This is a genomic window from Enterococcus sp. DIV1067f, from assembly GCF_050543505.1.
Classification (GTDB): domain Bacteria; phylum Bacillota; class Bacilli; order Lactobacillales; family Enterococcaceae; genus Enterococcus_D; species Enterococcus_D entomosocium.
Genome location: NZ_CP172940.1, coordinates 180,631 through 206,275 on the forward strand (window position 1 = coordinate 180,631; position 25,645 = coordinate 206,275).

At 43.7% G+C, this 25,645-nt stretch carries 20 protein-coding genes and 1 pseudogene; 17 read left to right on the forward strand and 4 right to left on the reverse strand.

What is annotated here, in order from left to right; genetic code table 11:
- Positions 1-183: 183 nt before the first annotated feature.
- The 3 genes from IGJ42_RS00850 (at position 184) to IGJ42_RS00860 (ending at position 2,809) form a co-directional block, all read left to right on the forward strand.
- Complete coding sequence (locus IGJ42_RS00850) at positions 184-1,530, forward strand: amino acid permease (protein ID WP_008376509.1); 1,347 nt, start codon at positions 184-186, stop codon at positions 1,528-1,530.
- A gap of 106 nt (positions 1,531-1,636) precedes the next feature.
- A complete protein-coding gene (locus tag IGJ42_RS00855; protein ID WP_008376507.1) occupies positions 1,637-2,065 on the forward strand; it encodes a DUF1761 domain-containing protein in 429 nt (142 codons plus the stop codon).
- Positions 2,066-2,308: 243 nt separating this feature from the next.
- Positions 2,309-2,809: a hypothetical protein gene (locus IGJ42_RS00860; RefSeq protein WP_420680824.1), complete on the forward strand. Its 501-nt coding sequence runs from the start codon at positions 2,309-2,311 to the stop codon at positions 2,807-2,809.
- 106 nt (positions 2,810-2,915) lie between these two features.
- On the opposite strand, the gene IGJ42_RS00865 is transcribed toward IGJ42_RS00860, so the two are convergent.
- Positions 2,916-4,052 (reverse strand): serine protease, encoded by a 1,137-nt coding sequence (locus IGJ42_RS00865; RefSeq protein WP_429968978.1) that lies wholly within the window; start codon positions 4,050-4,052, stop codon positions 2,916-2,918.
- A gap of 426 nt (positions 4,053-4,478) precedes the next feature.
- Here IGJ42_RS00865 and IGJ42_RS00870 point away from each other — a divergent pair.
- The 3 genes and pseudogenes from IGJ42_RS00870 to IGJ42_RS00880 all read left to right on the forward strand — a co-directional run bounded on the left by IGJ42_RS00870 (position 4,479) and on the right by IGJ42_RS00880 (position 7,973).
- Positions 4,479-5,782 (forward strand): annotated as a pseudogene (locus IGJ42_RS00870) (hypothetical protein).
- Positions 5,783-5,830: 48 nt separating this feature from the next.
- The gene (locus IGJ42_RS00875; RefSeq protein WP_429968980.1) at positions 5,831-7,216 is read left to right on the forward strand and encodes a hypothetical protein; all 1,386 of its coding nucleotides are present in this window, start codon (positions 5,831-5,833) and stop codon (positions 7,214-7,216) included.
- Positions 7,217-7,220: 4 nt separating this feature from the next.
- Positions 7,221-7,973: a hypothetical protein gene (locus tag IGJ42_RS00880; protein WP_429968981.1), complete on the forward strand. Its 753-nt coding sequence runs from the start codon at positions 7,221-7,223 to the stop codon at positions 7,971-7,973.
- 89 nt (positions 7,974-8,062) lie between these two features.
- Here IGJ42_RS00880 and IGJ42_RS00885 read toward each other — a convergent pair whose 3' ends face one another.
- Positions 8,063-8,992 carry a methyl-accepting chemotaxis protein gene (locus tag IGJ42_RS00885; RefSeq protein WP_008376493.1) on the reverse strand — a complete coding sequence of 310 codons (930 nt, stop codon included), beginning with the start codon at positions 8,990-8,992 and terminating at the stop codon, positions 8,063-8,065.
- Positions 8,993-9,210: 218 nt separating this feature from the next.
- Between IGJ42_RS00885 and IGJ42_RS00890 the strand changes: the two genes are divergently transcribed.
- From IGJ42_RS00890 to IGJ42_RS00910, 5 genes are all read left to right on the forward strand, one after another.
- On the forward strand, positions 9,211-10,170 hold the full coding sequence (locus IGJ42_RS00890; RefSeq protein ID WP_005232674.1) for an alpha/beta hydrolase: 960 nt from the start codon (positions 9,211-9,213) through the stop codon (positions 10,168-10,170).
- A 253-nt stretch (positions 10,171-10,423) separates the two neighbouring features.
- On the forward strand, positions 10,424-12,076 hold the full coding sequence (alsS, locus tag IGJ42_RS00895; protein WP_005232673.1) for an acetolactate synthase AlsS: 1,653 nt from the start codon (positions 10,424-10,426) through the stop codon (positions 12,074-12,076).
- A gap of 18 nt (positions 12,077-12,094) precedes the next feature.
- Positions 12,095-12,811, forward strand: coding sequence for an acetolactate decarboxylase (budA, locus tag IGJ42_RS00900; RefSeq protein WP_005232672.1), 717 nt, complete (start codon positions 12,095-12,097; stop codon positions 12,809-12,811).
- 302 nt (positions 12,812-13,113) lie between these two features.
- The gene (locus IGJ42_RS00905) at positions 13,114-14,544 is read left to right on the forward strand and encodes a catalase (RefSeq protein ID WP_430615860.1); all 1,431 of its coding nucleotides are present in this window, start codon (positions 13,114-13,116) and stop codon (positions 14,542-14,544) included.
- Positions 14,545-14,560: 16 nt separating this feature from the next.
- Positions 14,561-14,824, forward strand: coding sequence for a hypothetical protein (locus IGJ42_RS00910; RefSeq protein ID WP_005232670.1), 264 nt, complete (start codon positions 14,561-14,563; stop codon positions 14,822-14,824).
- 183 nt (positions 14,825-15,007) lie between these two features.
- On the opposite strand, the gene IGJ42_RS00915 is transcribed toward IGJ42_RS00910, so the two are convergent.
- The gene (locus tag IGJ42_RS00915) at positions 15,008-16,501 is read right to left on the reverse strand and encodes a helix-turn-helix domain-containing protein (RefSeq protein ID WP_429946939.1); all 1,494 of its coding nucleotides are present in this window, start codon (positions 16,499-16,501) and stop codon (positions 15,008-15,010) included.
- 591 nt (positions 16,502-17,092) lie between these two features.
- On the opposite strand from IGJ42_RS00915, the gene IGJ42_RS00920 reads away from it, so the two are divergent.
- From IGJ42_RS00920 to IGJ42_RS00930, 3 genes are all read left to right on the forward strand, one after another.
- Positions 17,093-18,610: a peptidoglycan DD-metalloendopeptidase family protein gene (locus IGJ42_RS00920; protein ID WP_005232667.1), complete on the forward strand. Its 1,518-nt coding sequence runs from the start codon at positions 17,093-17,095 to the stop codon at positions 18,608-18,610.
- Between the two features lie 494 nt (positions 18,611-19,104).
- Positions 19,105-19,509: a hypothetical protein gene (locus IGJ42_RS00925; RefSeq protein ID WP_008376482.1), complete on the forward strand. Its 405-nt coding sequence runs from the start codon at positions 19,105-19,107 to the stop codon at positions 19,507-19,509.
- 288 nt (positions 19,510-19,797) lie between these two features.
- Positions 19,798-21,291, forward strand: coding sequence for a helix-turn-helix domain-containing protein (locus IGJ42_RS00930; protein WP_223347152.1), 1,494 nt, complete (start codon positions 19,798-19,800; stop codon positions 21,289-21,291).
- 232 nt (positions 21,292-21,523) lie between these two features.
- Here IGJ42_RS00930 and IGJ42_RS00935 read toward each other — a convergent pair whose 3' ends face one another.
- Positions 21,524-21,901: a DUF7006 family protein gene (locus IGJ42_RS00935; RefSeq protein ID WP_005232663.1), complete on the reverse strand. Its 378-nt coding sequence runs from the start codon at positions 21,899-21,901 to the stop codon at positions 21,524-21,526.
- Between the two features lie 553 nt (positions 21,902-22,454).
- On the opposite strand from IGJ42_RS00935, the gene IGJ42_RS00940 reads away from it, so the two are divergent.
- From IGJ42_RS00940 to IGJ42_RS00950, 3 genes are read left to right on the forward strand one after another with little or no spacing between them, the layout of a single operon-like run.
- Positions 22,455-23,942, forward strand: a complete 1,488-nt coding sequence (locus IGJ42_RS00940; protein ID WP_429946941.1) for a phytoene desaturase family protein — start codon at positions 22,455-22,457, stop codon at positions 23,940-23,942.
- An 11-nt stretch (positions 23,943-23,953) separates the two neighbouring features.
- Positions 23,954-25,060 (forward strand): glycosyltransferase, encoded by a 1,107-nt coding sequence (locus IGJ42_RS00945; RefSeq protein WP_429946942.1) that lies wholly within the window; start codon positions 23,954-23,956, stop codon positions 25,058-25,060.
- Between the two features lie 6 nt (positions 25,061-25,066).
- On the forward strand, positions 25,067-25,567 hold the full coding sequence (locus tag IGJ42_RS00950) for a glycosyl-4,4'-diaponeurosporenoate acyltransferase (protein ID WP_142437293.1): 501 nt from the start codon (positions 25,067-25,069) through the stop codon (positions 25,565-25,567).
- Positions 25,568-25,645: the final 78 nt, after the last annotated feature.

Below are 25,645 nucleotides of genomic sequence, written 5' to 3' on the forward strand. Positions count from 1 at the left end.
AAAGATTAGAGGATGATAGAATTTTCAGAAAAAATAGATAATTTTTTCAATTCTTAGTTGCAATAGCAGAAACGTCTGGTATTCTCTATGAGGTAGTTAAAAAAAATCATTCATATAATTAAAAATAGCAACAGTGAGAGAATCACTGTGTATGAAGGATCAACGGTTTTCGAGGAGGAACGTATGACAGAAAAAAATCAATTAAAAAAACAGATGAAAACCAGACACATCACTATGTTGGCACTAGGTGGCGCAATCGGTGCCGGCCTATTCAAAGGCAGTGGGGAAGCGATCCAGTTAGCGGGGCCTGCGGTCTTGCTAGCGTTTATTTTTTGTGGGCTGATCTTATTTGTCGTCATGACAGGACTGGGACAGTTGGTTTTATCTGACCAAAAACAACATGGCCTTTCGGGCTTAGTCCAGCCGTATCTTGGCTTGCATACAGCTGATTTCATTGATTGGATCTACTGGTCAATGTGGATGATCAACATCATCGCCGAAGCAGTTGCTGCCGCAAGCTTTTTGCAGCTGTGGTTTCCCAATATTCCAGCTTGGATCTTTGTTTTGATTTTGGCACTACTCACGACCATCATCAATTTGTTTTCGGTCCGCTTGTTTGCAGAAACGGAATACTGGCTTTCGTGGGCCAAAATCAGTGTGGTGATTGTGCTGATCTTGGTGGGTCTCTATCTGGTTGCCACACAAGTCTTTGATCTGGGCTTTTTACCGACGATGAGACAAATGACAGACTATGGTGGTTTTGCCCCTCACGGTCTCAAAGGATTTATCAATTCTTTATTGGTCGTAATCTATTCTTATGGCGGTTCTGAGTTAGTAGCCATCACGATTAGTGAAGCAGAAAATCCCAAAAAAGCGATCCCTCAAGCAATCAAAGGAGTAATGACTCGGATTGCCGCTTTTTACATCATTCCCATGTTTCTTTTACTGATCATTTATCCGTGGAATCAATTAGCAGATCCAAATGTCAGTCCCTTTGTAATGGTGTTTCAAAAAATCCATGTGCCTTTTGCTTCCGACATCGTTAATTTAGTGATCATTTTGGCCTTGTTTTCCTCCATCAATTCTGGGGTCTATGCTTCTTCAAGAACGTTGTTTTTCCGGTTAAGCAACAATGGCCAGAAAAAAAGCCGTTTCACGATGCTGAATAAAAACAGCGTGCCCCAACGAGCGATCATGTTTTGCAGCGGTACTTTATATCTTGGAGTCGTTCTTTCTTACTTTTTAGGCGACAAACTCTTCAATTATCTGGCAGGCTCCCTGTCGTATACTGTATTACTGATTTGGTTGTTGATCAGTGTGGCGGCGTTTGTTTTGGTACGCAAGCAGAAGAAAATGGGCTATACGATTTTTTTGGGCGGGGCGATCCTTGCGTTGCTTTTGCTGTTTGCCGGTATCTTGATCACTAACCCATTAGCGGTTACAGGTTTCACCGCATTGCTGTATACGATCATTTTTCTTAGTTTTTATTGGAACCATCGAAAAATAGGGGACACCAGTGGAAAAAGTTGAAGAACCTTCCCTTAAGGCATAAACTGATGGAGAAGGAACAGCCCGCTTGGCTATTTTTTCGCTTCTCAGGAACATGGCTAAAAATAAAGTATAGGAGAAAACGAAAATGGTTAATTTTTGGACATTGATTTTCGGCACCCTCAGCTGGGTTGTGGTGGAAAGTCTGCTTTACAACCCGATGCATAAGTGGGGCAAGTTTTGGGCGAAAGAATCAGGAATGGCAGAGAAGATGGACGGTCAGCAGATGACGACCGGTGACATGCTCTTTACCTTTGGCGGCACGATTGTTGGTGGGATTCTCTTATCGGCAGCGACCTATCAAGTCGTCTATTGGTTTGCAACATTCGATCATGATGGTTGGCTGATGACCTCCTTGCAAGTCGCTTGCTTATTGTGGCTAGGGGTGTATGGGGTCGCCACCTTCGTGATGGCTGTTTACTCGGGACAGTCCCGTAAATTAGTTGGGCTGCACCTTGTGAATGGGTTTCTAGGAGTGATCGTTTTAGGGCTTGTTGTCGGACTAATTGGACAATAGGCAGCGATCATATCCCAGCGAGAACGTTCAAAGATCTCAACGAATCAATCCTAAAGAAAGCCGATCTTGTCTCGACAAGGTTGGTTTTTTTGCGCGTGAAATTAATCTCACTATAAAAAAAAGCTATAAAAGCAAATTGTTTATGCTATACTGAAAATAACTCAATTTGACAGGAAACACAAACCCACGGGTTTGCGAAAAATCATGAAAGAAGGAAACTTAGGGAAAACGAGGAGGGGAAAAATGAAAACGAAAAGCAAGTTAGGTAGAAGAATGTTTGCTACCGTTTGTTTGGCGGTGCTATTTTTTTTGGCAAGCTGCAGCCGCTCAGGGGTTGACTCTGCAGCTGCAAATCAAGTATTGACCAATAGCAACAGTCATCAACAAAATGCCTTGTACGTTTTGGAAGATGGAAAGCTCACCGTCAATAAAACGCTGAGTTTTTTGGTCGATCCGAATCAGGAACCTGCGGACTTGGTAGAAGAACAAGAGACGCAATTAGCGCAGATCAACGAAACACTACAAGCAGAGTTCCCCAAAAGCAAAGCACTGACTGTGGCAGACATCGGCACTATGCTCACCTTTGAAGTGACAAATGCCCAAGTGATCATTGATCAAGAGAAAAAGGAAGTGCGCATGACTGGCGATGATTTTGAGAAAGTATTCAAAATGGCGGACAACAATGACAAGCGTCTGATCGATGACGAACAAAACGAGTACGAGTTTTCTTATGAGGAAAATTAGCAAGTGAAAAAAACGGCTGCCTCCGACGAGACAACCGCTTCAGACTGTAGACAAACCTTAGACAAAAATGAGGTTTGTCTTTTTTCGTTGCAAAATTTAGTGACTATTACGGAAAACATTTTGCACAAGGAGTAAGTCCGCGGCTTTGCGCTTCTGCTAAAGTTGCAGGCGTGTAGGTACCGTTGCCGCATTTTCTCGTATGGTACTTGGAACCCGTTGGTGTAACAAGGACTGATGTTTGGGCTTGATTGCTAGCAGCGGCTGGCTGGCTTTGTTCTGGCACAGCGGCGGCTGCCTGCCGTTCTTCCTCCGCCTTAGCTTGTGCGGCTGCTTGTTCGTTGGCAGTGATCGTTTGCGCCACTGTTTTCGTTCGAGTAGCTAATTCCTCATCGGGGATCTTGAGACGAGCGACAGCATCTTCTGCACGAGCAAGGGCATCTTTTGTCGGCTCCGCCTCTGCCGCTTCCACCGCTTGGACAGCTTCTGCAACGAGGGCTTCTGCTTCTTTCTCAGAAATCTTGGTTTCTACAGTGGATAACCGACTTTCAAACGTTTCCTTGTTCAAAACCGCTTGTGCGATTAATTCTTTTGCCTGATCGAAATCACTGCGCTCAAGGGAAGCTTCAGCAGTATCGAGGGCTTTGCCGATGGCAAGATGTTCTTCCACCACGGTTAGCCGGGTAGCGAAATCTTCGTAGGTTTTACTCAAAGCATGAATCAGCGTCACAGCTTCGTCGTAATTCTTTTGGTTTGGCTGGGTTTCGGCAAGCGCCAGTGCCGTCTCGGCTTTTTCCAGTGCTGCTTGTTCTTGTTTTTCAGCTTGCAAACTCGCTAGAAATGCGCGAGAAGGTTTGACGGTGACGACTTCTTCTTTGGTGCTTCCACCCATTGAGGCTTGGAGGGTAAATTCCTGTTCCTCTTCATCTTCAAGTTGCACGGTGTAAGAAAATGTTTCGTCCGCCAGTGAAACCTCCACCCCGTTGATCGTCAGTTGCGCTTCTGGATTGGTTTGCCCAGTGATCGCTGCTTCACCTTGCTCATTCGTAACCAGTTCTGCTTCATCTACGTGAAGCTCCGGTGTTGTTGCAGGAGTCAATAATACCCCGCCGATCAATAAGAGAAAACCACCCATAAAAATAACGATTTTGTTGCGAAGCGGCTTTTTCTTGATCAAACTAAGAACAAAAAAGATTCCGCTTACAACCATTGTCAAAAAACCAATAACAAAAATAAACATCCCCATAACTCTTTCCAATTCCTTTCTTGTGAATATTTTAATTATAACATTTTTATTAACGTATCCGCCATCAATAACCGACTAGTAAGGGTTGCTGAGCGTACGGAAGAAGCTCAACTAGCAAATCAGCAATTATTTTTATCAATATTAAATAGATTTAAGGTATTTTTTATTATAAAATGATATATAAAGGGTTGTTTTTTCGTTTGCGGTTGTTTTTTTGGTTAAACAGCTCTTGGTACAAATACACTTGTTTGCTTCATCACTGGAAAAAATGTTTCGAACAAACGGATGAGAGCGAGCAACTACCTGCAAACAAGCAGCTTTCCTTCGCTGCTTCCCCCAACTAACACCTTAAAAAAGATATTCCCCCTCACTTGCAACCAAGCCACTTCATTGATAAGAAAATCAGTATGTGCAAAAGGAGAAGCAATGAAAATCACACAAATCCAATGTCCCAGCTGCTTGGGTCAGTTAACCGTTGACTGGGAGACAGGAAAAGCAGTCTGCCAGTATTGCTTAACTAAGTCAGTCCTACATTCGCCGCCAAAACAAACGCAAGAAGCTTCGAATGAACAAGCTCCCGTAGTTTTTCAAGAAGTCAAAGAAGGGTTTTATTCGTTTACCTTTAATGAAGACGAGGTAGCAAATGCCTTGAAAAAATGGCTGATCCAACAGGAATCAGTTCCTGAGGACATTGTCGTTCATCTTGAAGTCAGCGAGGTAAAACGATATTTTATTCCGATTTATGAATTTCAGGTGACCTATACGATGCACTGGGAGGGGGCCTTTGGCTACGATACCCATTCCATTGCTTGGGACGGCTCGCATACGACCACGTGGGAAAAGAAGCGAGGCGACCATCCAGATGAGACGGTCATACTCTATCAATGCGGCAGTTCGGAGGTGATCGAGCAAGAAATTCCTCAGAGCTTCGAGGTCAATGATGAAATGAAAAGAAAACCGCACTTTAGTACCGATCAAAAGGAATTTCAACAGCTAGTCTCAGCACATGCTATTCATGCTTTTCCCTTTGATATTGAGCAAGAGCAGGCGCTCTTTGGTTCTGAAAAACAAGCGGAATTGAGAGCCCATGCGAATGCGGTGATCCAGAAGAAAAAATCTGCCGATCAGCTAAAAGAGCTGCACCTAGATCTTTCCCTGATCAGCTGTGCTACAGAAAAGCTCTACTTTCCCCTGTATATGGGCACCTTCAAGTACCAAGAGCAATCCTTTGAATTTGCGATCGACGGCAAAGATCCTGACCGAATGAAGCTGCCGATTATCCCACAGTGCCAAGAAACCTTACAAACGGTTGCGAATTTTTCAAAAGCTCGTAAGGTTTTTGGCTGGTCCTCCGTACTCTTTTTTACGTTAGGTGTGATCCTGATGATCTTGGCGCTATTCATTTCTGAATGGATCCCTCTCGGAAGAGTATTTAGGGCTGTCATAGGGGGATTGTCATGAGTTCTCTGCCAACTACAATCTATTGGGTAGTATCGGGGATATTGTTGCACTTTCTAAAAGAACAGTACCTCAAAACAGTCCAAAAATTTAGAGATGAGCTCCAAAGAGAATTATTAGGTAAGAAAACGGTTGGGACCGCTTTGTTAGCAAACTACGAGAAGTGTGGAAAGAAGCTTGCAAGAATGAGGAAATTTTATGAATGGCTCGATACGATCGCTTATGTGGTCGTGGTCGTTACCCTTATTTGGAACATTCTTCGGTTTCTTTGATAAACCATCTTGTTGAAAAGAAAAAACGATTCATAAAAAGGAGAAAAAATGAAAATCACCCAAATCCAATGCCCCAGCTGCTTGGGGCGTCTAGAAGTTGATTGGGACTCAGGAAAAGCAGTCTGTCAGTATTGTTTGAACGAGTTGCTGATCAAACCGGAACAAATAAACCAGGAACAAACAAAACAAGTCGTCTCGCTTAAAGAGTTGCCACGCATTCAAGGGACCGTCAAAGAAGGATTTTATCCGTTTGCTTATGATGAAAAGGCATGTGAAGAGGCGTTGAAAAATAAACTAGCATGGCAAGAGACCATCTCGGAAAGTATCTTTTTTGAGCTAGAGATGGTTCATCTAAAACGTGTGTTTATCCCGATGTATTATTTTCAAATTGCTTATGACGCGCAAGTGAGAGGGAGCTATGTCCACGAGGAACAGCAGAGGGGGAGTGGGCGCATTACTGCCGACATTTCTTTACATAACAGCGGGAACACAACGGTTTTCAATGAATATTTCCCTACGGATACCCGAAAAGAAGCGGATTACAGTATCAATGGCAAGCTGCCGCTGCATCTTCAAAAAGGAGCCGCCTATTGCACGGATATGCAGCAGTTTTCGGCACTTAGCCAAGACGCTCAGGTGCTGCCCTTTGATATTTCCAGAGAAGCGGCACTCTCGGATACCCATCTATTGGAAGTCTTTGAAGCAAAAGCCAAAGACCATTTGGTGGGAGCAGATGTTGCCAATGAGGTTCAACTGACTCTTTTTCCGAAACAATGTGATACGGAAAAACTGTATTTTCCTTATTACATTGGCGAATTCAAGTACGGAAACCAAACCTATTCTTTCGTGGCTGATGGCACCGATGCTGAACGTCTCTTTCCAACCCAGCTTCCTGAATGTGAACAGCTGGTGCAAGTGAAGAAAAGTTTTTCGAAGACCAGTAGTGTCCTTTGGCAATTCTGCTATACCTTCTTTTTTGTCGGATTATTTTCTGGAATTGCTTCGAGTTTTCTATTTGATGGCTTTTTATTACCGGCTGTTGCCTTTAGTCTGCTCGCTTCAGCGGTCATCTTGCTGATTGCTTGTCTTGCGACTTGGTACTTCTTGCTCGTACCAGAGGTCAAGTTTTTCTCAGAGTACGGCAAATTCAAAGCAGAACTTTCCCAGGCATTGAGTCAGTCGGATGCATCAACGGCTGCAGCGAAGAAAGCTTTTGAGACGCGGAGGAAGAAACTCGCCCGACAGACAGTATTTTACAGCAGTCTAGAAAACATGGCGTATGAATTTGCCTTGATCCTTTTTTTAGCAATCCTGACTTGGTATTTCAGTTTTTATGGCTTATCTCTTCTAGTGCTGCTGGCGTTTGTCAGCTGGAATACGATCCGTATTTTTACAACGAATAGCTCTGATCGATGCATCAAAACGAAAGGATGATCTCATGGATATCATTCCCATTCAATGTCCCCATTGTTTAGGGGAACTAGAAGTAAACTGGGGTGTCGGCACGGCAGTCTGTCTGTATTGCCGCGGCAAAATGGTCATCAAATTGCCCTTTGACCACGCCAAAATTGCCCAGTCCAGTCCCCTGACGGACAAACAGCTTGCGCTGACCCAGCTGGCTGCTCTCTTGAAGAAAATCAGTTTGTCGTCTGCTGCTCTTAGGGGAAATGCACCAACAGCCGGCGTTTTCGCTGGACAAGAGCAGCCAAAACCAACGTCAGGAAACCAGGCGTCTCCGATTCAAAGGGCGCCCATCCATCAGCGCAACCAGCGGCAAAATCGTTTGACTGCCTTTTTTCAAAAACAAAATTTTTTATTCTATTTTTCTGGAGAAAGACAAGTGCTACCAAGGCAATGGCAAAGACAAGTCCTCGCTAGTTTTCAAGTGCCTGAAACGGAGACCCCTCTTGCGTTGCTAACGTCAAAGATGACTGGCAAGAAAGCGAATGCGGGACTGCTTTTTGGCGTTGAACGAGTGTATTTGTGCACGTACGAAAAGAAAGAAAAACGAATAGTCAGTTTTTCCTGGAGTGTTTGGAAAAACCTCGGTTTTGAGGTCCAGCATATAATGTTTAGTAGCTTTTTGGTGATTCAACAGGAATATCGTGTTCCTCTTCAAGCATTGGGCTTTGCGACCCAATCATTTTTGCAAGAATTACAGCAGTTGTTGCAAGAGTGGGAGACTGGCTAGTGCTGAGTATCGATGAAATCAAATAGGGAATCAATTTATTGGTCAAAAAAACAAAGAGAGCGTCGCAAACAGCGGCGCTCTCTTTCACTTCATGTGGTTTCCAACTCAGCATTGTTGGTCTCTGTTAAATACTCGGCTTCATCGTTTAAAAGACTGGCCGTCGTTCGCAGCGTGTCGTAAGAATGCAAAACGGCAGCGAGACTTTTTTGCGAATCACTGATTTTCATAGTCGTCGACTCGGTACTATCTAACACGACTAAGGCTTGTTGGTTGATGGCTTGCATGGTTGCGGCAATGGTTTGGGTCAACTGCTTGGTCTGTTCGGCTAATTTTTGCATTTCATCGGCAACTACCCGAAAGCCAGCTGCTTGTTCGCCGATCCGTGCTGTTTCGATGGAAGCGTTGAAGGATAGCAGTTTGGTTTGTTGTGCAATGCGGTCGATGTCATGCAGCACCGCTGTCACCTGTTGGCTATCCATTTCTAAGGCATGGGTCGTTGCTTGATTTTGATCAGACAGCCGTTTGACTTGCGCCAAGTTTTCTGACAAATGATCGACTTGCTGATGCCCGTTGGCAGAAAGTCGTGTCAGGGAAGCAGCACTTTCTTGCACTTTTTTGATAGTGACCGCTAAGGCTTGTTCTCTTTGGGTAATGTCAAAAGCGATTTTGACGACGTTGACGACTTCTTGCTGCTCATCGAGGACGGGGAAGTAGATCCCTTCTAAAATCAGTTTTTCTCCTTGTTTGTTTTTTCGGATGATTTTGTCTTGAAACCGTTGCTTTGAGTACAGCAGTTGATTCCAAAAAGCTTGGTAATCCGTACTGGCAGCATAATGGTCAAAACAAAAGGTCCGATGCGGCAAGCCAATGATTTCTTCTTGGCTGTACCCTAGGATATCAGTCATGTTGGCATTGGCGAAAACAACTTCTTTTTGCGGATCAAAGACTATGACAGCGAGTTCTTGAAAAATAGCAGCGAGCAGACGGTTATTTTGTGTTTCATCTAATGTGAATTTCATACGTACTTACCTACGCCTTTCAGTTTTTTGGGAAGTTTACACAGCGAGTGTCTTACAGTTATCGGTCATGAAGGCAAGGCAGTTAAGAGTGCAAAAACCACCTTTTTTGTCGAACAAAATGCTTGGAAACAGAAGAAAGCAAGATTCTTTGCATCAGAATGACTTGGTGGTACCCTTAAGATCAACACGAACGATTTCAAACAAAAGGAGAGAATCGTATGACAGATAGAATTTCGTTGGAAAAAGCAGCCGTTGAATTTAGTGAGGCAAATGCACCGCACCCACGGATCTATGAATTACCGCCAGAAGAAGGGCGCGCACTATTGGAACAAGTCCAAGAGTCACCCGTCAATAAACTGGCGGTTGAGATAGAAGATCAGACCGTAGATACAGGCGAGTGGGGGGCCATCAATGTTCGTTTTGTTCGTCCCGAAGGAAATCATGCGATTCTCCCTGTTATTTATTATCTCCATGGCGCTGGCTGGGTCTTCGGCAGTGCCGCAACTCATGATAAATTGATCCGTGAATTGGCGGTACGAACCAACTCGATCGTCATTTTTCCTGAATACAGTCGTTCGCCAGAAGCAAAATACCCAACGGCGATCGAACAAAATTATGCGGTCTTGCAGCAATTACCGGGATTTGTCGATGTCAAAGGCTTAGACCTTACCCGTTTGACCGTGGCTGGCGATTCCGTAGGTGGGAACATGGCGACTGTTATGACCTTGTTAACGAAAGCCCGTGGTGGCATTCCGATCGCACAGCAATTATTGTTCTATCCTGTGACAGATGCCCGCTTTGATACGCCTTCGTATGAAGCATTTGGCGAAAACTATTTTCTGACCAAAGAAGGGATGCAATGGTTCTGGGATCAATACACGACGGATGAAACACAGCGGAATCAAATTACCGCTTCTCCTTTACGAGCGACCAAAGAGGAGTTAGCCGATCTGCCACCAGCGTTGATCATTACGGGGGAAGCAGATGTCTTGCGGGATGAAGGGGAAGCCTATGCGCAGCATTTACGAGCAGCTGGCGTGGAAGTTACCCAAGCACGTCTGCAAGGAATCATCCATGATTTTGTGATGGTCAATGCGATGGATCAGACCCAAGCTGCACGAGCTGCCATGACACTGGCTGTCGGTTGGCTGACGGAAAAAAATGTCCCAGCAGAATAAAAAACCGACAAAAGAAGCTTCTTTTTAGAGGTGTTCTGATACAGTAAAGGATTTATGGGGTGGAGCGATCCACTCCTTTTTTTGTCGGAAAAATGGAAAGACATACACCTGCGGTCTGAAGCAGATGCAAACGCTCTCTAAAAAACTACGTTTTTATAGTACAGATATTAATAAGTGTTTTTCGTTGATAAATAAATAGAAAGTGCTATTATATGTATTGTGATTAATACAGTTTTTGAAAAGAGGTAATACAGTGAGTGCAAAAGGATCAGAAATCATTGTTGAAAGTTTAGAAAATCATCGGGTGCCTTATATCTTTGGGATTCCCGGTGCAAAAATCGATGGCGTATTTGACGTGTTGAGTGATCGGGGACCAGAGTTGATTTTGGCACGACATGAACAAAACGCGGCATTTATGGCACAAGCAATCGGTCGCCTGACAGGAGAGCCAGGAGTCGTCATTGCGACAAGTGGACCAGGAGCCAGTAATTTAGCGACTGGGTTGGTCACGGCAACTGCCGAAGGTGATCCCGTCCTGGCACTAGCAGGCCAAGTGAAGCGTTCTGACCTTTCAAAATTGACCCACCAAAGCATGAATAATGCGGCATTGTTTGCGCCGATCACGAAATTCAGCAGTGAAGTCCAAGATCCTGAAACCCTTTCTGAAAGTATTGCCAACGCCTTTCGCATCGCAAAAACAGCGAAAAAAGGGGCGAGCTTTTTATCCATTCCTCAAGATGTGACGGACGGAACCGTTCAAGGGGCAGCGATCAAACCACTATCTTCGCCTAAATTAGGCAGTGCCGATGCAGAAGATATCCAGGCACTCGTCGATCGGATCAAAGAAGCCAAGCTGCCTGTCCTACTCTTAGGAATGCGGGCTTCAGGCGTGAAAGAAACACAAGCGATTCGTCATTTAGTTGCAAAAACTGGGTTGCCTGTCGTAGAGACCTTCCAAGGCGCTGGGATCATTTCTCGTGAATTAGAAGAGCATTTCTTTGGCCGCGTCGGCTTGTTCCGCAATCAGCCTGGTGATATGCTGTTGAAACGCAGCGACTTAGTGATCGCTGTGGGGTACGACCCGATCGAATACGAAGCTCGCAACTGGAATGCGGAAAAAGATGCCCGCGTGATCGTCATCGATGAAGTACCGATGGAGATCGATCCATTTATGCAGCCAGAAGTTGAACTGATGGGCAGTATCGCGAAAATTATTGAACAACTATCAAAAGCCATCGATCAGTATCACTTGACCGAAGACGCTCAAAACTATTTAACGACGCTGCAAACCAAACTCAATGAAAAACCAGCGGATGTCGAAGGCAGCAACAATACCTTGCATCCCCTGGAAATCATTGATGCTTTGCAACAAGAAGTGACCGATGACATGACGGTGACGGTGGATGTCGGCAGCCACTACATTTGGATGGCCCGTCATTTCCGCAGTTATGAGCCACGGCATCTGCTCTTTAGTAATGGCATGCAGACTTTAGGGGTAGCTTTGCCATGGGCGATCGCGGCAGCGCTCGTGCGACCAAATACTCAAGTGATCTCTGTATCTGGCGATGGTGGCTTCTTGTTTTCTGCCCAAGAGTTAGAAACAGCCGTCCGTTTGAAACAAAACATCATTCACTTGATTTGGAATGACGGTACCTACAATATGGTGAAATTCCAAGAAGAAATGAAATATGATCGTGCTTCTGGGGTTGATTTTGGACCAGTTGATTTCGTGAAATATGCCGAAGCGTTTGGTGCCAAGGGCTTACGGGCAACCACCAAACAAGAATTGATGGCAGCCATCGAAGAAGGCTTTGCAACGGATGGTCCAGTGATCATTGATATCCCTGTGGATTATTCAGACAATGCCGATCTTGGCAAAACGATCCTACCTGATCAATTTTATTAAGACCAAAGGAGCATCAAGATGAAAGTGAAAAACAAAAGTTATTTATATCAGCATGGCACCCTAGGTGGGTTGATGCAGGATTTAATGGATGGCACGGAGCAAATCGGAAAAATGCTTGAATATGGCAATTTTGGGATTGGTACTTTGGCTGGTTCCAATGGTGAAGTGATTATTTTAGATGGTGAAATCTACCATGTAGACGAGTCGGGCAAGGTACAAGTGCTCCAAGGAAATGAAGGAACCCCCTATGCGGCAGTCGTTGATTTTTCTGCGGCGAAGCACCTGCAGGTCAGCCAAGAAATGACCGATGAAGAAGTGAAAAACCACGTCCTGACAGAAGTCAGCCCGAATTTGTTTTCCGCTGTCAAGATTCATGGGGTATTTACCAAGATGCACGTCCGCGTTGCCCCAAAGCAAGAAAAACCGTACCCAAAATTCATTGAGATCATCCAGCATCAGCCGGAATTTCAAGCAGAAGATATCAGCGGCACGATCGTCGGGTTCTTTACCCCGTTGCTGTTCCACGGTGCTGCGGCCGCCGGTTTCCATTTGCATTTTATTAGTGATGATCGCACATTTGCTGGTCATGTCTTAGACTTTGAAGTGGCAGCTGGCGAAGTCGAATTGATGGAACTAGCCGAATTTCGTCAGCATTTTCCTATCGACAACCAAGACTATTTGCAGCGGGAGATCGATGTCGCAAAAATCGCCAAGGATATTGAAGCTGCCGAATAAGCAGCAGGCAGCAAAAAATAATTGATCGCCAGTAGAGTGGTCTCGGATCGAATGGAACGCAAAGCAGCAGTGAAGCCAACGCTTCACTGCTTTTTTGTGCTTCCTTCTATTCATGAGGCTTGCTGCAAAACCTGGATACTTCGATAGAAAAGTTGGGGAATGGTCAAAAATCTGAATTAATTCTTATTTACGAGCAAATAAATTGATATATTTTAAGAATAATGATAATTTTTGTACTAATTAGAAGTATTTTGTTGAGAGTAATTGCACTTGACTGATTTTATAGAGAAAAGAGGAAAGATATGAAAAAAAAGTTGACGACTGCGCAAGGAGCCAGTGTAGCGGATAACCAGAATTCTTTGACAGCGGGGCGCCGTGGCCCAGTGTTGATTCAAGATGTCCATTTGCTAGAAAAACTGGCACATTTTAATCGTGAGCGGATTCCCGAATGGGTCGTTCATGCGAAAGGTGCGGGGGCTCATGGGGTCTTCCGAGTAACAAACGACGTAACGATGTACACGAAAGCGGCGTTTCTTTCAGCCATCGGGAAAGAAACGGAGATGTTTATTCGCTTTTCAACGGTTGCCGGAGAACTAGGGTCTGCGGATACGTTGCGCGATCCTCGGGGGTTTGCGGTTAAATTTTACACGGAAGCGGGGAATTATGATCTCGTGGGCAATAATACCCCGATTTTCTTTATTCGTGATCCGTTGAAGTTTCCTGATTTTATCCATACCCAAAAAAGAGACCCGCGAACGCACTTGAAAAATCCAGAGGCGGTATGGGATTTTTGGTCCCATTCACCGGAATCCCTCCATCAAGTCAGCCTGTTGATGGGGGATCGGGGCTTACCGGCAACCTTTCGTCATATGCATGGGTATGGGAGCCATACATTCGCTTGGCTCAACGCAGAGGGAGAACGCTTTTGGGTGAAATATCATTTTCGGACGGATCAAGGCATTATGAACATGAGTGCGGCACTCGCAGCAGAACTTGCGGGAAGCAATCCTGATTATCATATTGAAGATCTATATAAAGCGATTGAGGCAAAGGAGTATCCTTCTTGGACACTCTATGTTCAAATCATTCCCTTTGAAGAAGGTTGGTCAGCTGCCGTCAATCTTTTTGATGTGACCAAAACAGTCTCACAAAAAGACTATCCGCTCATTGAAGTGGGACGAATGACTTTGAATCGCAATCCAGAGAACTATTTCAACGAAGTCGAGCAAGTCACTTTTTCACCGGGCAATATCGTTCCAGGGATTGATTTTTCTCCGGACAAACTATTGCAAGGTCGGCTGTTTGCTTACGGTGATGCGCATCGTTATCGAGTTGGACCCAATAGCAGCCAGTTGCCGATCAATGCGCCAAAAGCGCCCGTCCATAATCACCAACAGGATGGTTTCATGAATACCAAAACGAATTCTTCAGGGATCAATTATGAACCGAACAGTTTCGATGGCATCAAAGAAAACCCGCATGCCAAGGGCATCCACTATTCGTTAGAAGGAGAGATCGGTTCCTTTGATTACGATGAAGACTATTATAGCCAAGCAGGTGATTTTTATCGTTTGCTCTCAGAAGAAGAACGAACACGTTTAATTCAAACGATTGCGGGAAGTTTGGGACAGGTTCAAAATCAACAGATCAAAGAACGGCAGGTCATGCATTTTTACCGTGCGGACCCAGAATACGGCAGACGAATCGCTGAAGCGATCGATGTGAACATTTAAGAAAGGAGGAAAAAGAATGTTACTTTTACATGTAGTTTTTGGTCTTTTATCTTTTGTCGGAGCAATGATGCTGGGGGTGGCCTTTAAAGGGCAGCTGCGAGAGCTTTCAAGGCTTCAGCAATGGGCAGTCGGTTTGAGTTATACGGGCACGCTGTTGACGGCGATTTTGGGGATCTTGTCTGCATCTTCTCATCCAATCATCGTACTCATGACCCTCGTAGGCGCACTGGCTTTTACGAAACGGACATTTTTAAGTGCAGATCAATCCAAAGAGCAATGATTGCTGATAGTAGCGGCGTAGAAGGAAAAAGCTTACTTGATTCATTGGAAAAGTCCCATATAAAGCTGCTTCCACTAAAAAAGAACAGCTTTATATGGGAGGATTAGTCAGGCGTTCGTTTAAAGGCGACAAGGAAATATCAATTCTCTTTCTTTGGAGAAGCGGCGTGAATGATTGGAATTACTACGTATTATCAAGAACGACCAACCGCAAAATTCTCGGATTGATTCGATTCAAAAGATAATTCCAATCGGCAGCGTCGGGTATTGATTTTAATAAGACACTTTCAACATCCAGTAAGTATTCAGTGGCGTATTCGGAGTAGTTAGTAATGAGAAAATTAATGTTTTTTTCTTTTAAATACTCGTGGGAGAGTTCGTTTGAATCAGGGTAGTACATTTCATGATAAACGCCAAGATATTTTCGGATAATACTTTCGGCGTACTCACAAACATACTCGTTACCTTCAAAAATAACAGCTATAGTTCTCCGTGTGCCCCAATTCTCTTCAATGATGGCTTCCATGTGGAAGGTGAGACTTGCACAAAAATCATCCAAATGGTCGAAAGAATAGAGTGTTTTCACAAGAGGATGTGAGAGCAAAAACTGGCGATTTTTTTTATATTCAGCCGCAAATTTTTCTTTGACGAAAGCATTCAAATCATCGATGTTGACGTTCATCGTTGGCGATAACAACTCACGAAGCTTGAAAATAGTGAAGAATGACTCTAACCAAAGCAAATCTTTTTGTTCATCAAAGCTGTTGCCGCGATTTTGGGCATAGAAATCAGCAGTGATTTGTTTGATCGCGGGCCAGTGGTTATAGTTAAGACAAAACGCTTTGCTTGTTTCTAGATCGGTGTTGAGTTTGCGACGACAAATGATGCAAGTCAAAAGATAGATTGCTTCTTCTTGAGGAAACTCAAAGATAAAATAACGCTGGATAATCTTTTTAAGGTCCTCATAATTTGAAAGTAAACCATTTTTTTTAACTAACTCGCTTAGTTCTGGAGAGGGGGCGGCAAGTAAACCGCGTTTGCTGCGCTCCACGCTGATATAAAGGATATAAGCAAAATAAGAAAAAGAAGAGCTCTGTAAGGCCTTCGTTTCCAAAAGGTCAGTGATTTCCATCACCGCATCTTGTACATGGATCGAGGGAAATAACGTGTGGACATTAATGTCAGACTCGTAGTAAAAAAGACAGAAAAATTTTCGTATATCGATCTCCGAACCTGCCAAAGAGGCGGGATCCGTTTTTATTTTTAAACCGAATGGGGATAAAAATGGCTGTATTTTCCGGAAGTAGCTGATCAGCGCTTGTTCAGAAATATTAAGCGTTAAGCTCCAATCAAAGAGGGTTTGCTGCTCATCATAAAAAATACTTTCTAAAATCTGGAAAATCGGTTCATCTTTTATCAGTTCTTGCTTTTGCTTTCGATACCTATCATGATCGATTTCTTCAAAAAGATACCCGATTTTTGCTGTATGGATCGCCATAGCCCCTTTAAAATACTCTCGCAAGCTAGCAATGTCAGTAATCAACGTACGCGTACTGCTCTCGGTCACTTCAGCGAGTTCTCCCAGTGTACGGGAGGGACTTTTCTCAAATTCATTCAACAATTGCAGCCAGCGAATCAACGTACGATTTCGCATGAATTTTAATTGAAATGTTTTCATGTCAGCCTCCGAAAAATAAGTTTAAATAATTATAGCATAATCATTTACACAGATAATGAAACGTTCAACTGTTAGGCGTTCTTGCCACAGTGCCTTGAAGGCTCTGACTACCAGCAGAACATTTCCGGGAATATCAATCGTTCACGGTAAGTATAGCAAGGACCTGAGAAACCAATTGCCAAAAATCATACATAAACTTGAGAAAACGAAACGCTAATAGAAAGGCTCCAAACGCTAGATAAAAAGCTAATGAAGCAAGAAAAGACGAAAAAAACACAGTTGTTCAACTGGCAGTTGCCCATTTGAACAACTGTGTTTTTTTCTGATGACGCCAGAGGATCTTAGGCAACAGAAAGTAAAAGCTGCAACCCAGACTCGATAACGAATTGGATGCAAAACGTGATCCTTTACCAGTAGACCCATTCTTCCAACAACTCGTTCTCTTTGACAAGCACGGGAGTCATTTGCTTGAGTCGAAAAAACGAAGCGTAGTATAATAAAAGAGAATTGATATTTATTTACTATTTGGATGACAACATGTTTTTTTGATAGAGGTTGTTAAGTGAAAAAAGGAGAGAAAGGAAATCGCCTATGAAGCATTCGCAAAAAGGGGTAGCGCTTCTTTTGGTTTGCGGACAACTTTTAGCTGGTGTGCCAGTTTCAGCTGCGGTTGTTGCATCGGAAGGTACGATCGTTGCCCAAACATCAGAAACAGCTGCACAAGAAAGTGACAGTAGCAGCACAGCAGGGACGGTTGAAGAAACTGCTCCAGCAGGGGAAGGACAAGTGTCCGATTCGGAGCAAGGATCGGCACCTGTAGAAAGTGTACCAGAAGGATCTGAGACAGCGCCGGAGGGAACAGAGCAAACCGAAGAACCAACCCCAGATCCCCAACCGACGCCAGAACCGAAACCAGAGCCGAAACCAGAGCCAGAACTACCGAGTAAGCCAGAGCCTTCTCAGCCAGAAGAACCAACCCCAGCACCGAAACCAGAAAAACCAACGAAGCCTGAAGCGCCCAAACCTGAGACGCAGCCAGAGAAGCCCCAACCGTCAGAACCTGTAGAAACGCAACCGACACCAGAAGCAAACAGTGATGCAAGTCAAGAAACACCGGCGGCTGTGTCTCCGATCATACCACCAAGTACCCAAGCACCAAGCGGGCCAAGTCAATCCGATCCTATAACGCAGCAAGGTAGCGAAACGAGCTTGACGGTCACACCAGTAAAAGAAGTGTGGGATTTTATCCAAGAAATCGGCGAAGATGCCCGAGATATTGGCTTGAAAAATGATTTGTACGCTTCTGTCATGATTGCACAGGCTATTTTAGAATCAGGTGGCGGTCAAAGCAGATTGAGTCAGGCGCCGTACTTCAATCTCTTTGGTATCAAAGGAACCTATCACGGACAGGGTGTTGCCTTTCGGACACAAGAAGATGATGGTTCGGGAAATCACTATACGATCACGGCAACGTTCCGCCAATATACTGGGTACAAAGAGTCATTGATGGACTATGCTCGTTTGTTGAAAGAAGGGGTCGGACAGCAGTCTGATTTTTATAAAGGTGTATGGAAATCAGAAGCGGCTTCTTATCAAGAAGCTGCCCATTATTTGACTGGTCGGTATGCCACTGATACCGCGTATGATCAAAAGCTGACCGCATTGATCGAAGCCTATGCGTTGACCCGTTATGATCAGAAAAAACCTGATGTGACCGCAAGTGAGACGTATCTTTTTCCTGTTGAAAAAGCCGTTGTCACTTCTACTTTTGGCCCACGTTGGGGAAGCTTTCATCGGGGCGTTGACTTTGCCGCAGCGTTTGGGACACCCATCATGGCGAGTCAATCTGGAACGGTCATCCGTTCAGAGGTTCATCCTTCTTGGGGGAATTATGTAGCGATTCTCCATGAGGACGGGATGACGACACTCTATGCTCACAATCAACAGAACCTTGTGAAGGTTGGTCAACAAGTGGAACAAGGAGAAACGATTGCGCTCATGGGTAGTACGGGCAATAGCACAGGCGCACACCTGCACTTTGAAGTCAGTGCATCGCCTAGCTTGAGCCAAGCGAAATTGGTCGATCCAATCGCTTTTTTAACAAAATAAGGATTGCCGAAAAGAGAGTATCGTGGATACTTTCTTTTTTTGTCTTTTTCCAGCAATTTTTTGGGAGCAACGATTTTAATTTTTTTTTCATGAAAACCGAAAAAATGTTTAAAAAAATCGTGCATAGATTCTTTATAATTTTCACATAACCGTAACAGTTGCTAACCCATAAACTGGCGTGAACAGATCGGTCAGCCAGCAGCACAAATGGTAGGTTCGAATGCTATTGATGATGAGCGGAGAAGCAAAATCGTTACAGTTGTTACCCCTACGAATAAAAACTTGCTAACGAAGTAGGGGAGCGAATAATCAGGAAGTGCATCAATTATAAGTCTATTCCTTTTTTTCTAATCAGTATTGATCGTTGAAAAGAACTAACAAGAAATGATTAACCATAAAAAAGTAGAAGAGATAAATGAGCTGCTCTTTTTTTTTGTTAAACGAAAAGAATGTTTTACACAGTGATGCATAAAATAAAAAGAGGGGAACATTTTATGAGAATAAATAAAACGGATTTTGAGGCAGTGATGGCCAATAGCGAATTTTTAGACTATTACTGTCAATTATTTGAACAAAACGGTGAACGATCCGTCACAGATAAGCAATTAGAAAAATTACACTATTTGATTCAAAAGCAGGTGGCACTAACGATTCAAAAGAATGCGAGATATTCCTTTTTTACACAAACATACAAGCTGCCGCAAACACTCGTAAAGGATTACCAACTGTTAGCGGAATGTACCGAGAGGCTTTCAAAAATAGAAATGGATCAGTTGATACCCAAACAATTTATTGAACAGGACTTTAATGTGCAGATGAAAAAAGTAAGTCAAGAAACGCAATATGAACAGCTTTTAAACATCATGACAGACACATTTAGACAAATAAAGAAAACATAGGTGATTTTCAACATAGCAGTTTTTTTCAAAATGAAGCAAATAATACAAAGAATTTTCTTATTCCTTAAGCAGAATCTGATGAAAGTAAAAGCGAAATCCTTGCACTATTTTTAATAGCCGATAAAATAATTGTTATAAGACAGTAGTCTGGACACAACGCTTTTTTTCATCAGTCTATGAAAAAACCGATTTTTTATGTAGGATGAAAACCGATATAATGAGACTGCTTAGGCGCCTTTCATGCGTAAATTAGCCGCAAAAAAGAAATTCTTAGTAAGGAGCTTATGTTTGAAAAATTTTCAATTGAGTTTTGTCACAAGCAAATCGACCGTCCGATGGCTGCAGATTCTAAGTGAATTTGAAAAAAATGAAATTTGCAGTGCCAGCCATTTGGCTGAAGTAACAAGTAGTACCACAAGGACGATTGGCAAAGACATCAGTCAGATTAATGATTATTTCTGTGGGTTGATCCTGATCACTTCCACCAATCAAGGCTATTCGTTTGAACTATTTGATTATTCACAGTATGAAAAGAAAAAAGCTTCGCTTTTAGCGAATGAACCGCTCTTTATTTTATTGGAAAATATTTTTATTGGAGAGTTAAAGACGATCGATGAGTGGGCGGACTGCTTGTTTTTATCCAAGAGTACCTTATCAAAATACTTGCAGCGCATTCATGAACAACTGGCACGTTTTGATCTCCAACTAGCACTAGATCCCCTGAATATCGTTGGACAAGAAGCAGATATCCGCAATTTCTTCTGTACCTTTTTCTATGAAACGGATAGCACACCCCATACTGTCTTTCCGCCAGCTGCGGTCCAACAGGCAGTAACGGAAATCGGCAGGATGTTTGACAAAAATAGTTATCACACCGTTTCGTTTTCACAATATACGTATCTACTTTATATTTCGCTTGAGCGATTTATGCAAGGCAAAACTGTGCAAATCAACGACGAATTGTACCACGCCTTGCGACACAGTATTCAGCTGATGCACTTTCAGCGAATCAATGGCATTATTGAAAAGTACTTTCAATGTCGATTGACGAACGACGAACTTATCTTTTTGTTTGTTAGTATTATCACAAAGAAAAAACTGCAAAATGTGATCGTCGAACAAAAGTTTTGTCTTTCTTATAATCATTGGACCGAGATTCGCACGTTGACCAACGAGTTTTATCAGATGTTGAATGTATCGTCGAAAAAGCCTAAAGAAGATCAGATTCTGATCGAATCCTTTTTTACTTCTGCCAAATTGAAGGAGTGCTTATCCACTTCGGCCAATCGTAATATTTATGATGTGAATGCATTTATTAAGAAAACTTTTTCTAAGGAGTTTGCTGCTTACCGAGAGTTTTTAGAAAGTAGTTGCGAGTACCACACCCTTTATTCTGTGGAGTATCTGACGGATTTTTGTGCAAACTTAGTGATTTTTATCGAATCTGTTCGAGAACGTCATTGGTTTCCCCGAAAAAATATCGCCTTTATCTTCGAAGGAAATAACAATATCGTTCAGTACATTGAGGGCTGGTCCAACCGCTATTTTAGCCGATCCCATCAAGTCTTTTATCCTGACTCAGGGGAAGTCAATGCTCAATATTTAGAACAAAATACCATTGATCTGCTAGTGACGAACTATGCCGAGCATGCGACCGAATTTCGAGATATCGTTGAATGTATCGTCTTCAAAACGATCCCTTCTTCTTCTGACTGGAATCGGCTGCTTGAACGGATCAATCCTAACGTCACCCGCCAATTTGCCCTAAAAGACCTCTTCTAGTTTCCCATTCTGTTTTGACCTAAAGAGTTGCTAGAAAGGGCCTTTTACATGAAAAGAAAGCATTTTTCCTTCACTGCTTAGACAGTGAGAAGGAAAGATGCTTTCTTTTTTAATGGCTTGACTCTCCGCAGCTGTGCAGGAGTGTGGGGAGGGGAAGTGGGGAGTGCATCAGGTACGGATGCAAGCCTTTGGAACCAGCGGTTTTCAATTCAATCGATCAATGTGGGCGAAATCATTGAGCTTCACTTAAGTAAATCAAACTCCAAGGCGCCTTTTGGTTTAGCTGAAGACCGGTCAATTCCCGATAGAAACAGGTTTTGTCTTTGACCGTCAGCTGAATGATCTCTTCTTCCGTATACTCGTTTAGAGAAGAAATTTTTAAAACATAAAGTTCTTTTAGTATTTGCAGCTGTGCGTCGATATCTAATAGCAACGACATTTTTTCGAAAAAAGTACCCTCGTCTTGTTCATAGATCGCCAAGAATCGTTGGCGCAAAGAGAGATAAAAATTAAAGATTTTTGGGTGTGTATAAGAACAGGGCGAGTGGATAAATTCTACGTCAAAAAAGTTTACATATTCTTCGGCTGATTGGATCGTTTTTAAGTTCATATCAATACTCCTTATAAGTGTTAGGAAAGGGCGACAATACGTGTCATTATCAAAAAGAGTCACTGTTAAGCAATGTCTTACTGAGAAGGCCCTTTTGTTTTTTTTAATGATTGGGGGAAGGACTTTCGCTACATTCAATGTACAGGATATTCCAAATTGGCTCAAACGCGTTTTTTCGTAACCATACGAAGATTTGTTTTTCGCTGGTATTAACGTCAAAAATGTTCAACTATTCTGATAATTGTTGTTATAAAAAGAATATTTTCGGAATGGGCGAAATGACTGGGTTTCCTTTCTTTTCCAGCAGGTTGTTTTTTCATTCGCTGAAATCATGGTTGAGAAAAAACAGCATCAGTTGACCGGTAGGCTCATCCCCGTCATTTTTTCAAAGGTGTGATACTATAGAATTATCTAGAAAAACGATCCTTTGATTCAAGTTGCCAATGCCAAAATAGTGCGAAGACACGCAGTTGCAGTGAGACGCAACCGTCTGTTTCGGTGAAAAGAATTGGCTAAATAGGGACGTTTATTAAAGCAAACGAGGAGCAATTCAATGAATGAGAAAAAAACAGTTGTAGTGATCGGCGGCGGACTTGGTGGTCTATCAGCGGCGGTCTCATTAGCCCAAAATGGCTTTGATGTATCATTATATGAAAAAAATCACCATTTAGGTGGCAAATTGAACCGACTGGAAACAAACGGCTTCGGCTTTGACTTAGGTCCTTCGATTTTGACGATGCCGCAGATTTTTGAAAAATTATTTACTGGCAGCAATCGCGATATGGCGGATTATGTTGCGATTCGCCGATTGCCATTGGAATGGCGCTCCTTTTTCCCCGACGGCACCAAGATTGATCTCTATGGCGATCTTGCCCGCATGGCAAAGGAAAACCCCCACTTGTCGGAAAAAGACATGGCAGAGTACCAAGACTTTTTGGACTATGCGCAAAAGATTTATGATATCACGGAAAAAGGCTATTTCGAGAAAGGCTTAGATACCACGAAAGAAATCTTGAAGTATCACGGCGTGATCAAAGCGCTGAAAGGCTTTGATTATTTCTCTTCCATGCATGATGCCATTCAAAAACGTGTCAGCAATCCGCAGCTGCAAGACATGCTGAGCTATTTTATCAAGTATGTCGGCTCGTCTCCTTGTGACGCCCCAGCCGTCTTGAACATGATGATCTACATGCAGCATGCCCAAGGTGTCTGGTACGTGCCAGGCGGGATGCATCGGTTAGCCGAAGGCATCGTTCGCTTAGCAAAAGAGATTGGTGTGACCTTCCACACGGGACACAAAGTGGAAAAATTGATCGTTGAACAGGAACAAATCCGTGCCGCTCGTTTGGATGATGGCACGTTGATCGAAGCCGACTATTTTGTTTCCAACATGGAAGTGATCCCGGCTTATGAAGAGCTGTTAGAAGAAGCGCCGACCTTTACTCAAAAACTGGAAGAAAAATTTGAACCAGCAAGTTCTGGTTTCGTCTTGCACTTAGGGGTCAAAACCTCCTATCCGCAACTGGCGCACCACAACTTTTTCTTTTCCAATGCCTCAAAAGAAAACTTTGATCAAAATTTCCATCAGCATCAGCTACCGGAAGACCCAACGATCTACTTGGTCAATGCCAACAAAACCGATCCTTCGCAAACAGTGGCAGGGCATGAGAACATCAAAATTTTGCCTCATATCCCTTATTTGCAGGATAAACCCTTTACGGAAGCGGAATACGATGCCTTTCGTGAACGGATCTTAATCAAGCTGGAAAACATGGGCTTAACGGATCTACGCAAGCACATCGTGTATGAAGACCGCTGGACACCTGAAGACATCCAAAAGAATTATTTGTCACATCGCGGCGCCATCTACGGCACGGTCTCTAATCGCAAGAAAAATCATGGCTTTAAACACCCGAAACACAGCGAACGCTACGACAATCTATACTTCGTTGGCGGTACGGTCAATCCCGGTGCCGGCATGCCGATGGTGACTCTCAGTGGACAGCAAGTCAGTGAGATGATCACCAAAAGAGAACACTAAGACAAGAAAGGATGATGACTGTGTATCTGCTGCTCGCTGGTATTTGCGCTGCTTGGCTGGCAGGCTGGCTGATTTTTTTCCGCCTGCCGACCATACCCACCCGCAAGGAGACAGCCGCATCCAAAGACTTGAAGGAGAGGGCAGAATTGTCGATCATCATCCCCGCCCGCAATGAAGCAGAAAACTTGCCGCAATTGTTGGCATCCTTGCAGCAGCAAACCCTCCATCCTGTGGAGATTTTGGTGGTTGATGACGGATCGGAAGATGAGACGATCGCCTGTGCCAAGGGCTTCGGTGCGACTGTCTTGCAAACCGCTGCTGATTCTGCTGGGAAAGCGGCGGCTTGCTGGTTAGGCGCCTCACAAGCGGCGGGCAAGTATCTATTATTTTTGGATGCCGATACCTTCTTTCTAGCAGAAGATGGCTTAGAGGGCCTTTTCGCTGCGTATGAGGAGCGATCGGGACAAGGCCTGCTCTCGGTGCAGCCCTATCATCAAACGAAGCGCCTGTATGAACAACTATCTGCCGTCTTTAATGTCATCTTACCTGTCGGGTTGAACCGTTTCTCTATCGTAGGCGAAAAACTCTCAGCCGGCGGCGCCTTTGGTCCGTGTATCTTGTGCAGCAAAACAGCGTACCTTCAAGCCAATGGGCATCAGGACATGCCACAAGGAATCTTAGATGATCTAGCATTAGCGAGACGCTTTAAGAAAAAACGCTTGCCGATCACCTTGTATGGTGGAAAAGACCTGTTGGCCTTTCGGATGTATCCAGCTGGTGTTCGTCAACTTGTTCAAGGCTGGACGAAGGACTTTGCCACTGCTTCGCAATTCACTCACCCTTTGATCATGGCGGGTGTCATCTTGTGGATCAGCGGCGGCATTGGGGTACTGGCGGCACCGTTTCTGATGGAACCGCTTTGGCTAGGACTGCTTTTTTATGCTGCTTATTTTGGACAAACTCTGTGCTTTGCTCGCCGTGTCGGCAACTTCAACCGAGTCTTGCTGCTTTTTTTCCCATGTTACTTTCTTTTTTTCCTAGGCTTATTTGGTTGGTCATGGATCCAAACCCATTTGTTGAAATCCGTGACCTGGAAAGGACGAAAAATCAATTTATAGGAGGCGATGTACATGCCGCTGATCACCTTATCTCCACTGCTCTTGCTCATTACAGACAGCTTGGCTTGGCTGCTGTTTCATCTAGGCATCTCGTTTGGCTTGCGCAAAGTCAGTGATGCTTTTTTTGAACGTCATGCCAACTGGTTCCGTTCTTTTGCCTTTGAAAAAGGCGGCAGAATCTGGGCGGAGGTATTTCGTATTCGTCAGTGGAAAGACAAATTGCCCGACGGCACTGTGATTGCCAAAAAAGGCTTTGACAAATCTCGCTTGGCTCAGCAACAAAAGGACTATCTGGAAAAATTCGTCATCGAAACACGCCGAGCAGAGCTGACCCATTGGCTGCTGATTGTTCCAGCACCGTTCTTTTTCCTCTGGAATCCTACGTGGGCGGGCTGGGTGATGATCGCCTATGCGTTATTGGCCAACTGCCCATTCATCATGATCCAACGCTATAATCGCCCCCGTTTGGAGCGAGTCTTGCGGAAAAAAGAAAAGCTTTTTGGTTAAAAGATATTTGAATTAAAGCTTAGACGGATTTGTCGTTCTAAGCTTTTTTGTATATAACTACTACTTTTTGTAAACCAA

Excerpts from the sequence above, each read along its gene's own strand:
- IGJ42_RS00850 (WP_008376509.1), top strand. The coding sequence starts at position 184 with ATGACAGAAAAAAATCAATTAAAAAAACAGATGAAAACCAGACACATC.
- IGJ42_RS00855 (WP_008376507.1), top strand. The coding sequence starts at position 1,637 with ATGGTTAATTTTTGGACATTGATTTTCGGCACCCTCAGCTGGGTTGTG.
- IGJ42_RS00860 (WP_420680824.1), top strand. The coding sequence starts at position 2,309 with ATGAAAACGAAAAGCAAGTTAGGTAGAAGAATGTTTGCTACCGTTTGT.
- IGJ42_RS00865 (WP_429968978.1), bottom strand. The coding sequence starts at position 4,052 with ATGGGGATGTTTATTTTTGTTATTGGTTTTTTGACAATGGTTGTAAGC.
- IGJ42_RS00875 (WP_429968980.1), top strand. The coding sequence starts at position 5,831 with ATGAAAATCACCCAAATCCAATGCCCCAGCTGCTTGGGGCGTCTAGAA.
- IGJ42_RS00880 (WP_429968981.1), top strand. The coding sequence starts at position 7,221 with ATGGATATCATTCCCATTCAATGTCCCCATTGTTTAGGGGAACTAGAA.
- IGJ42_RS00885 (WP_008376493.1), bottom strand. The coding sequence starts at position 8,992 with ATGAAATTCACATTAGATGAAACACAAAATAACCGTCTGCTCGCTGCT.
- IGJ42_RS00890 (WP_005232674.1), top strand. The coding sequence starts at position 9,211 with ATGACAGATAGAATTTCGTTGGAAAAAGCAGCCGTTGAATTTAGTGAG.
- budA (WP_005232672.1), top strand. The coding sequence starts at position 12,095 with ATGAAAGTGAAAAACAAAAGTTATTTATATCAGCATGGCACCCTAGGT.
- IGJ42_RS00905 (WP_430615860.1), top strand. The coding sequence starts at position 13,114 with ATGAAAAAAAAGTTGACGACTGCGCAAGGAGCCAGTGTAGCGGATAAC.
- IGJ42_RS00910 (WP_005232670.1), top strand. The coding sequence starts at position 14,561 with ATGTTACTTTTACATGTAGTTTTTGGTCTTTTATCTTTTGTCGGAGCA.
- IGJ42_RS00915 (WP_429946939.1), bottom strand. The coding sequence starts at position 16,501 with ATGAAAACATTTCAATTAAAATTCATGCGAAATCGTACGTTGATTCGC.
- IGJ42_RS00920 (WP_005232667.1), top strand. The coding sequence starts at position 17,093 with ATGAAGCATTCGCAAAAAGGGGTAGCGCTTCTTTTGGTTTGCGGACAA.
- IGJ42_RS00925 (WP_008376482.1), top strand. The coding sequence starts at position 19,105 with ATGAGAATAAATAAAACGGATTTTGAGGCAGTGATGGCCAATAGCGAA.
- IGJ42_RS00935 (WP_005232663.1), bottom strand. The coding sequence starts at position 21,901 with ATGAACTTAAAAACGATCCAATCAGCCGAAGAATATGTAAACTTTTTT.
- IGJ42_RS00940 (WP_429946941.1), top strand. The coding sequence starts at position 22,455 with ATGAATGAGAAAAAAACAGTTGTAGTGATCGGCGGCGGACTTGGTGGT.
- IGJ42_RS00945 (WP_429946942.1), top strand. The coding sequence starts at position 23,954 with ATGATGACTGTGTATCTGCTGCTCGCTGGTATTTGCGCTGCTTGGCTG.
- IGJ42_RS00950 (WP_142437293.1), top strand. The coding sequence starts at position 25,067 with ATGTACATGCCGCTGATCACCTTATCTCCACTGCTCTTGCTCATTACA.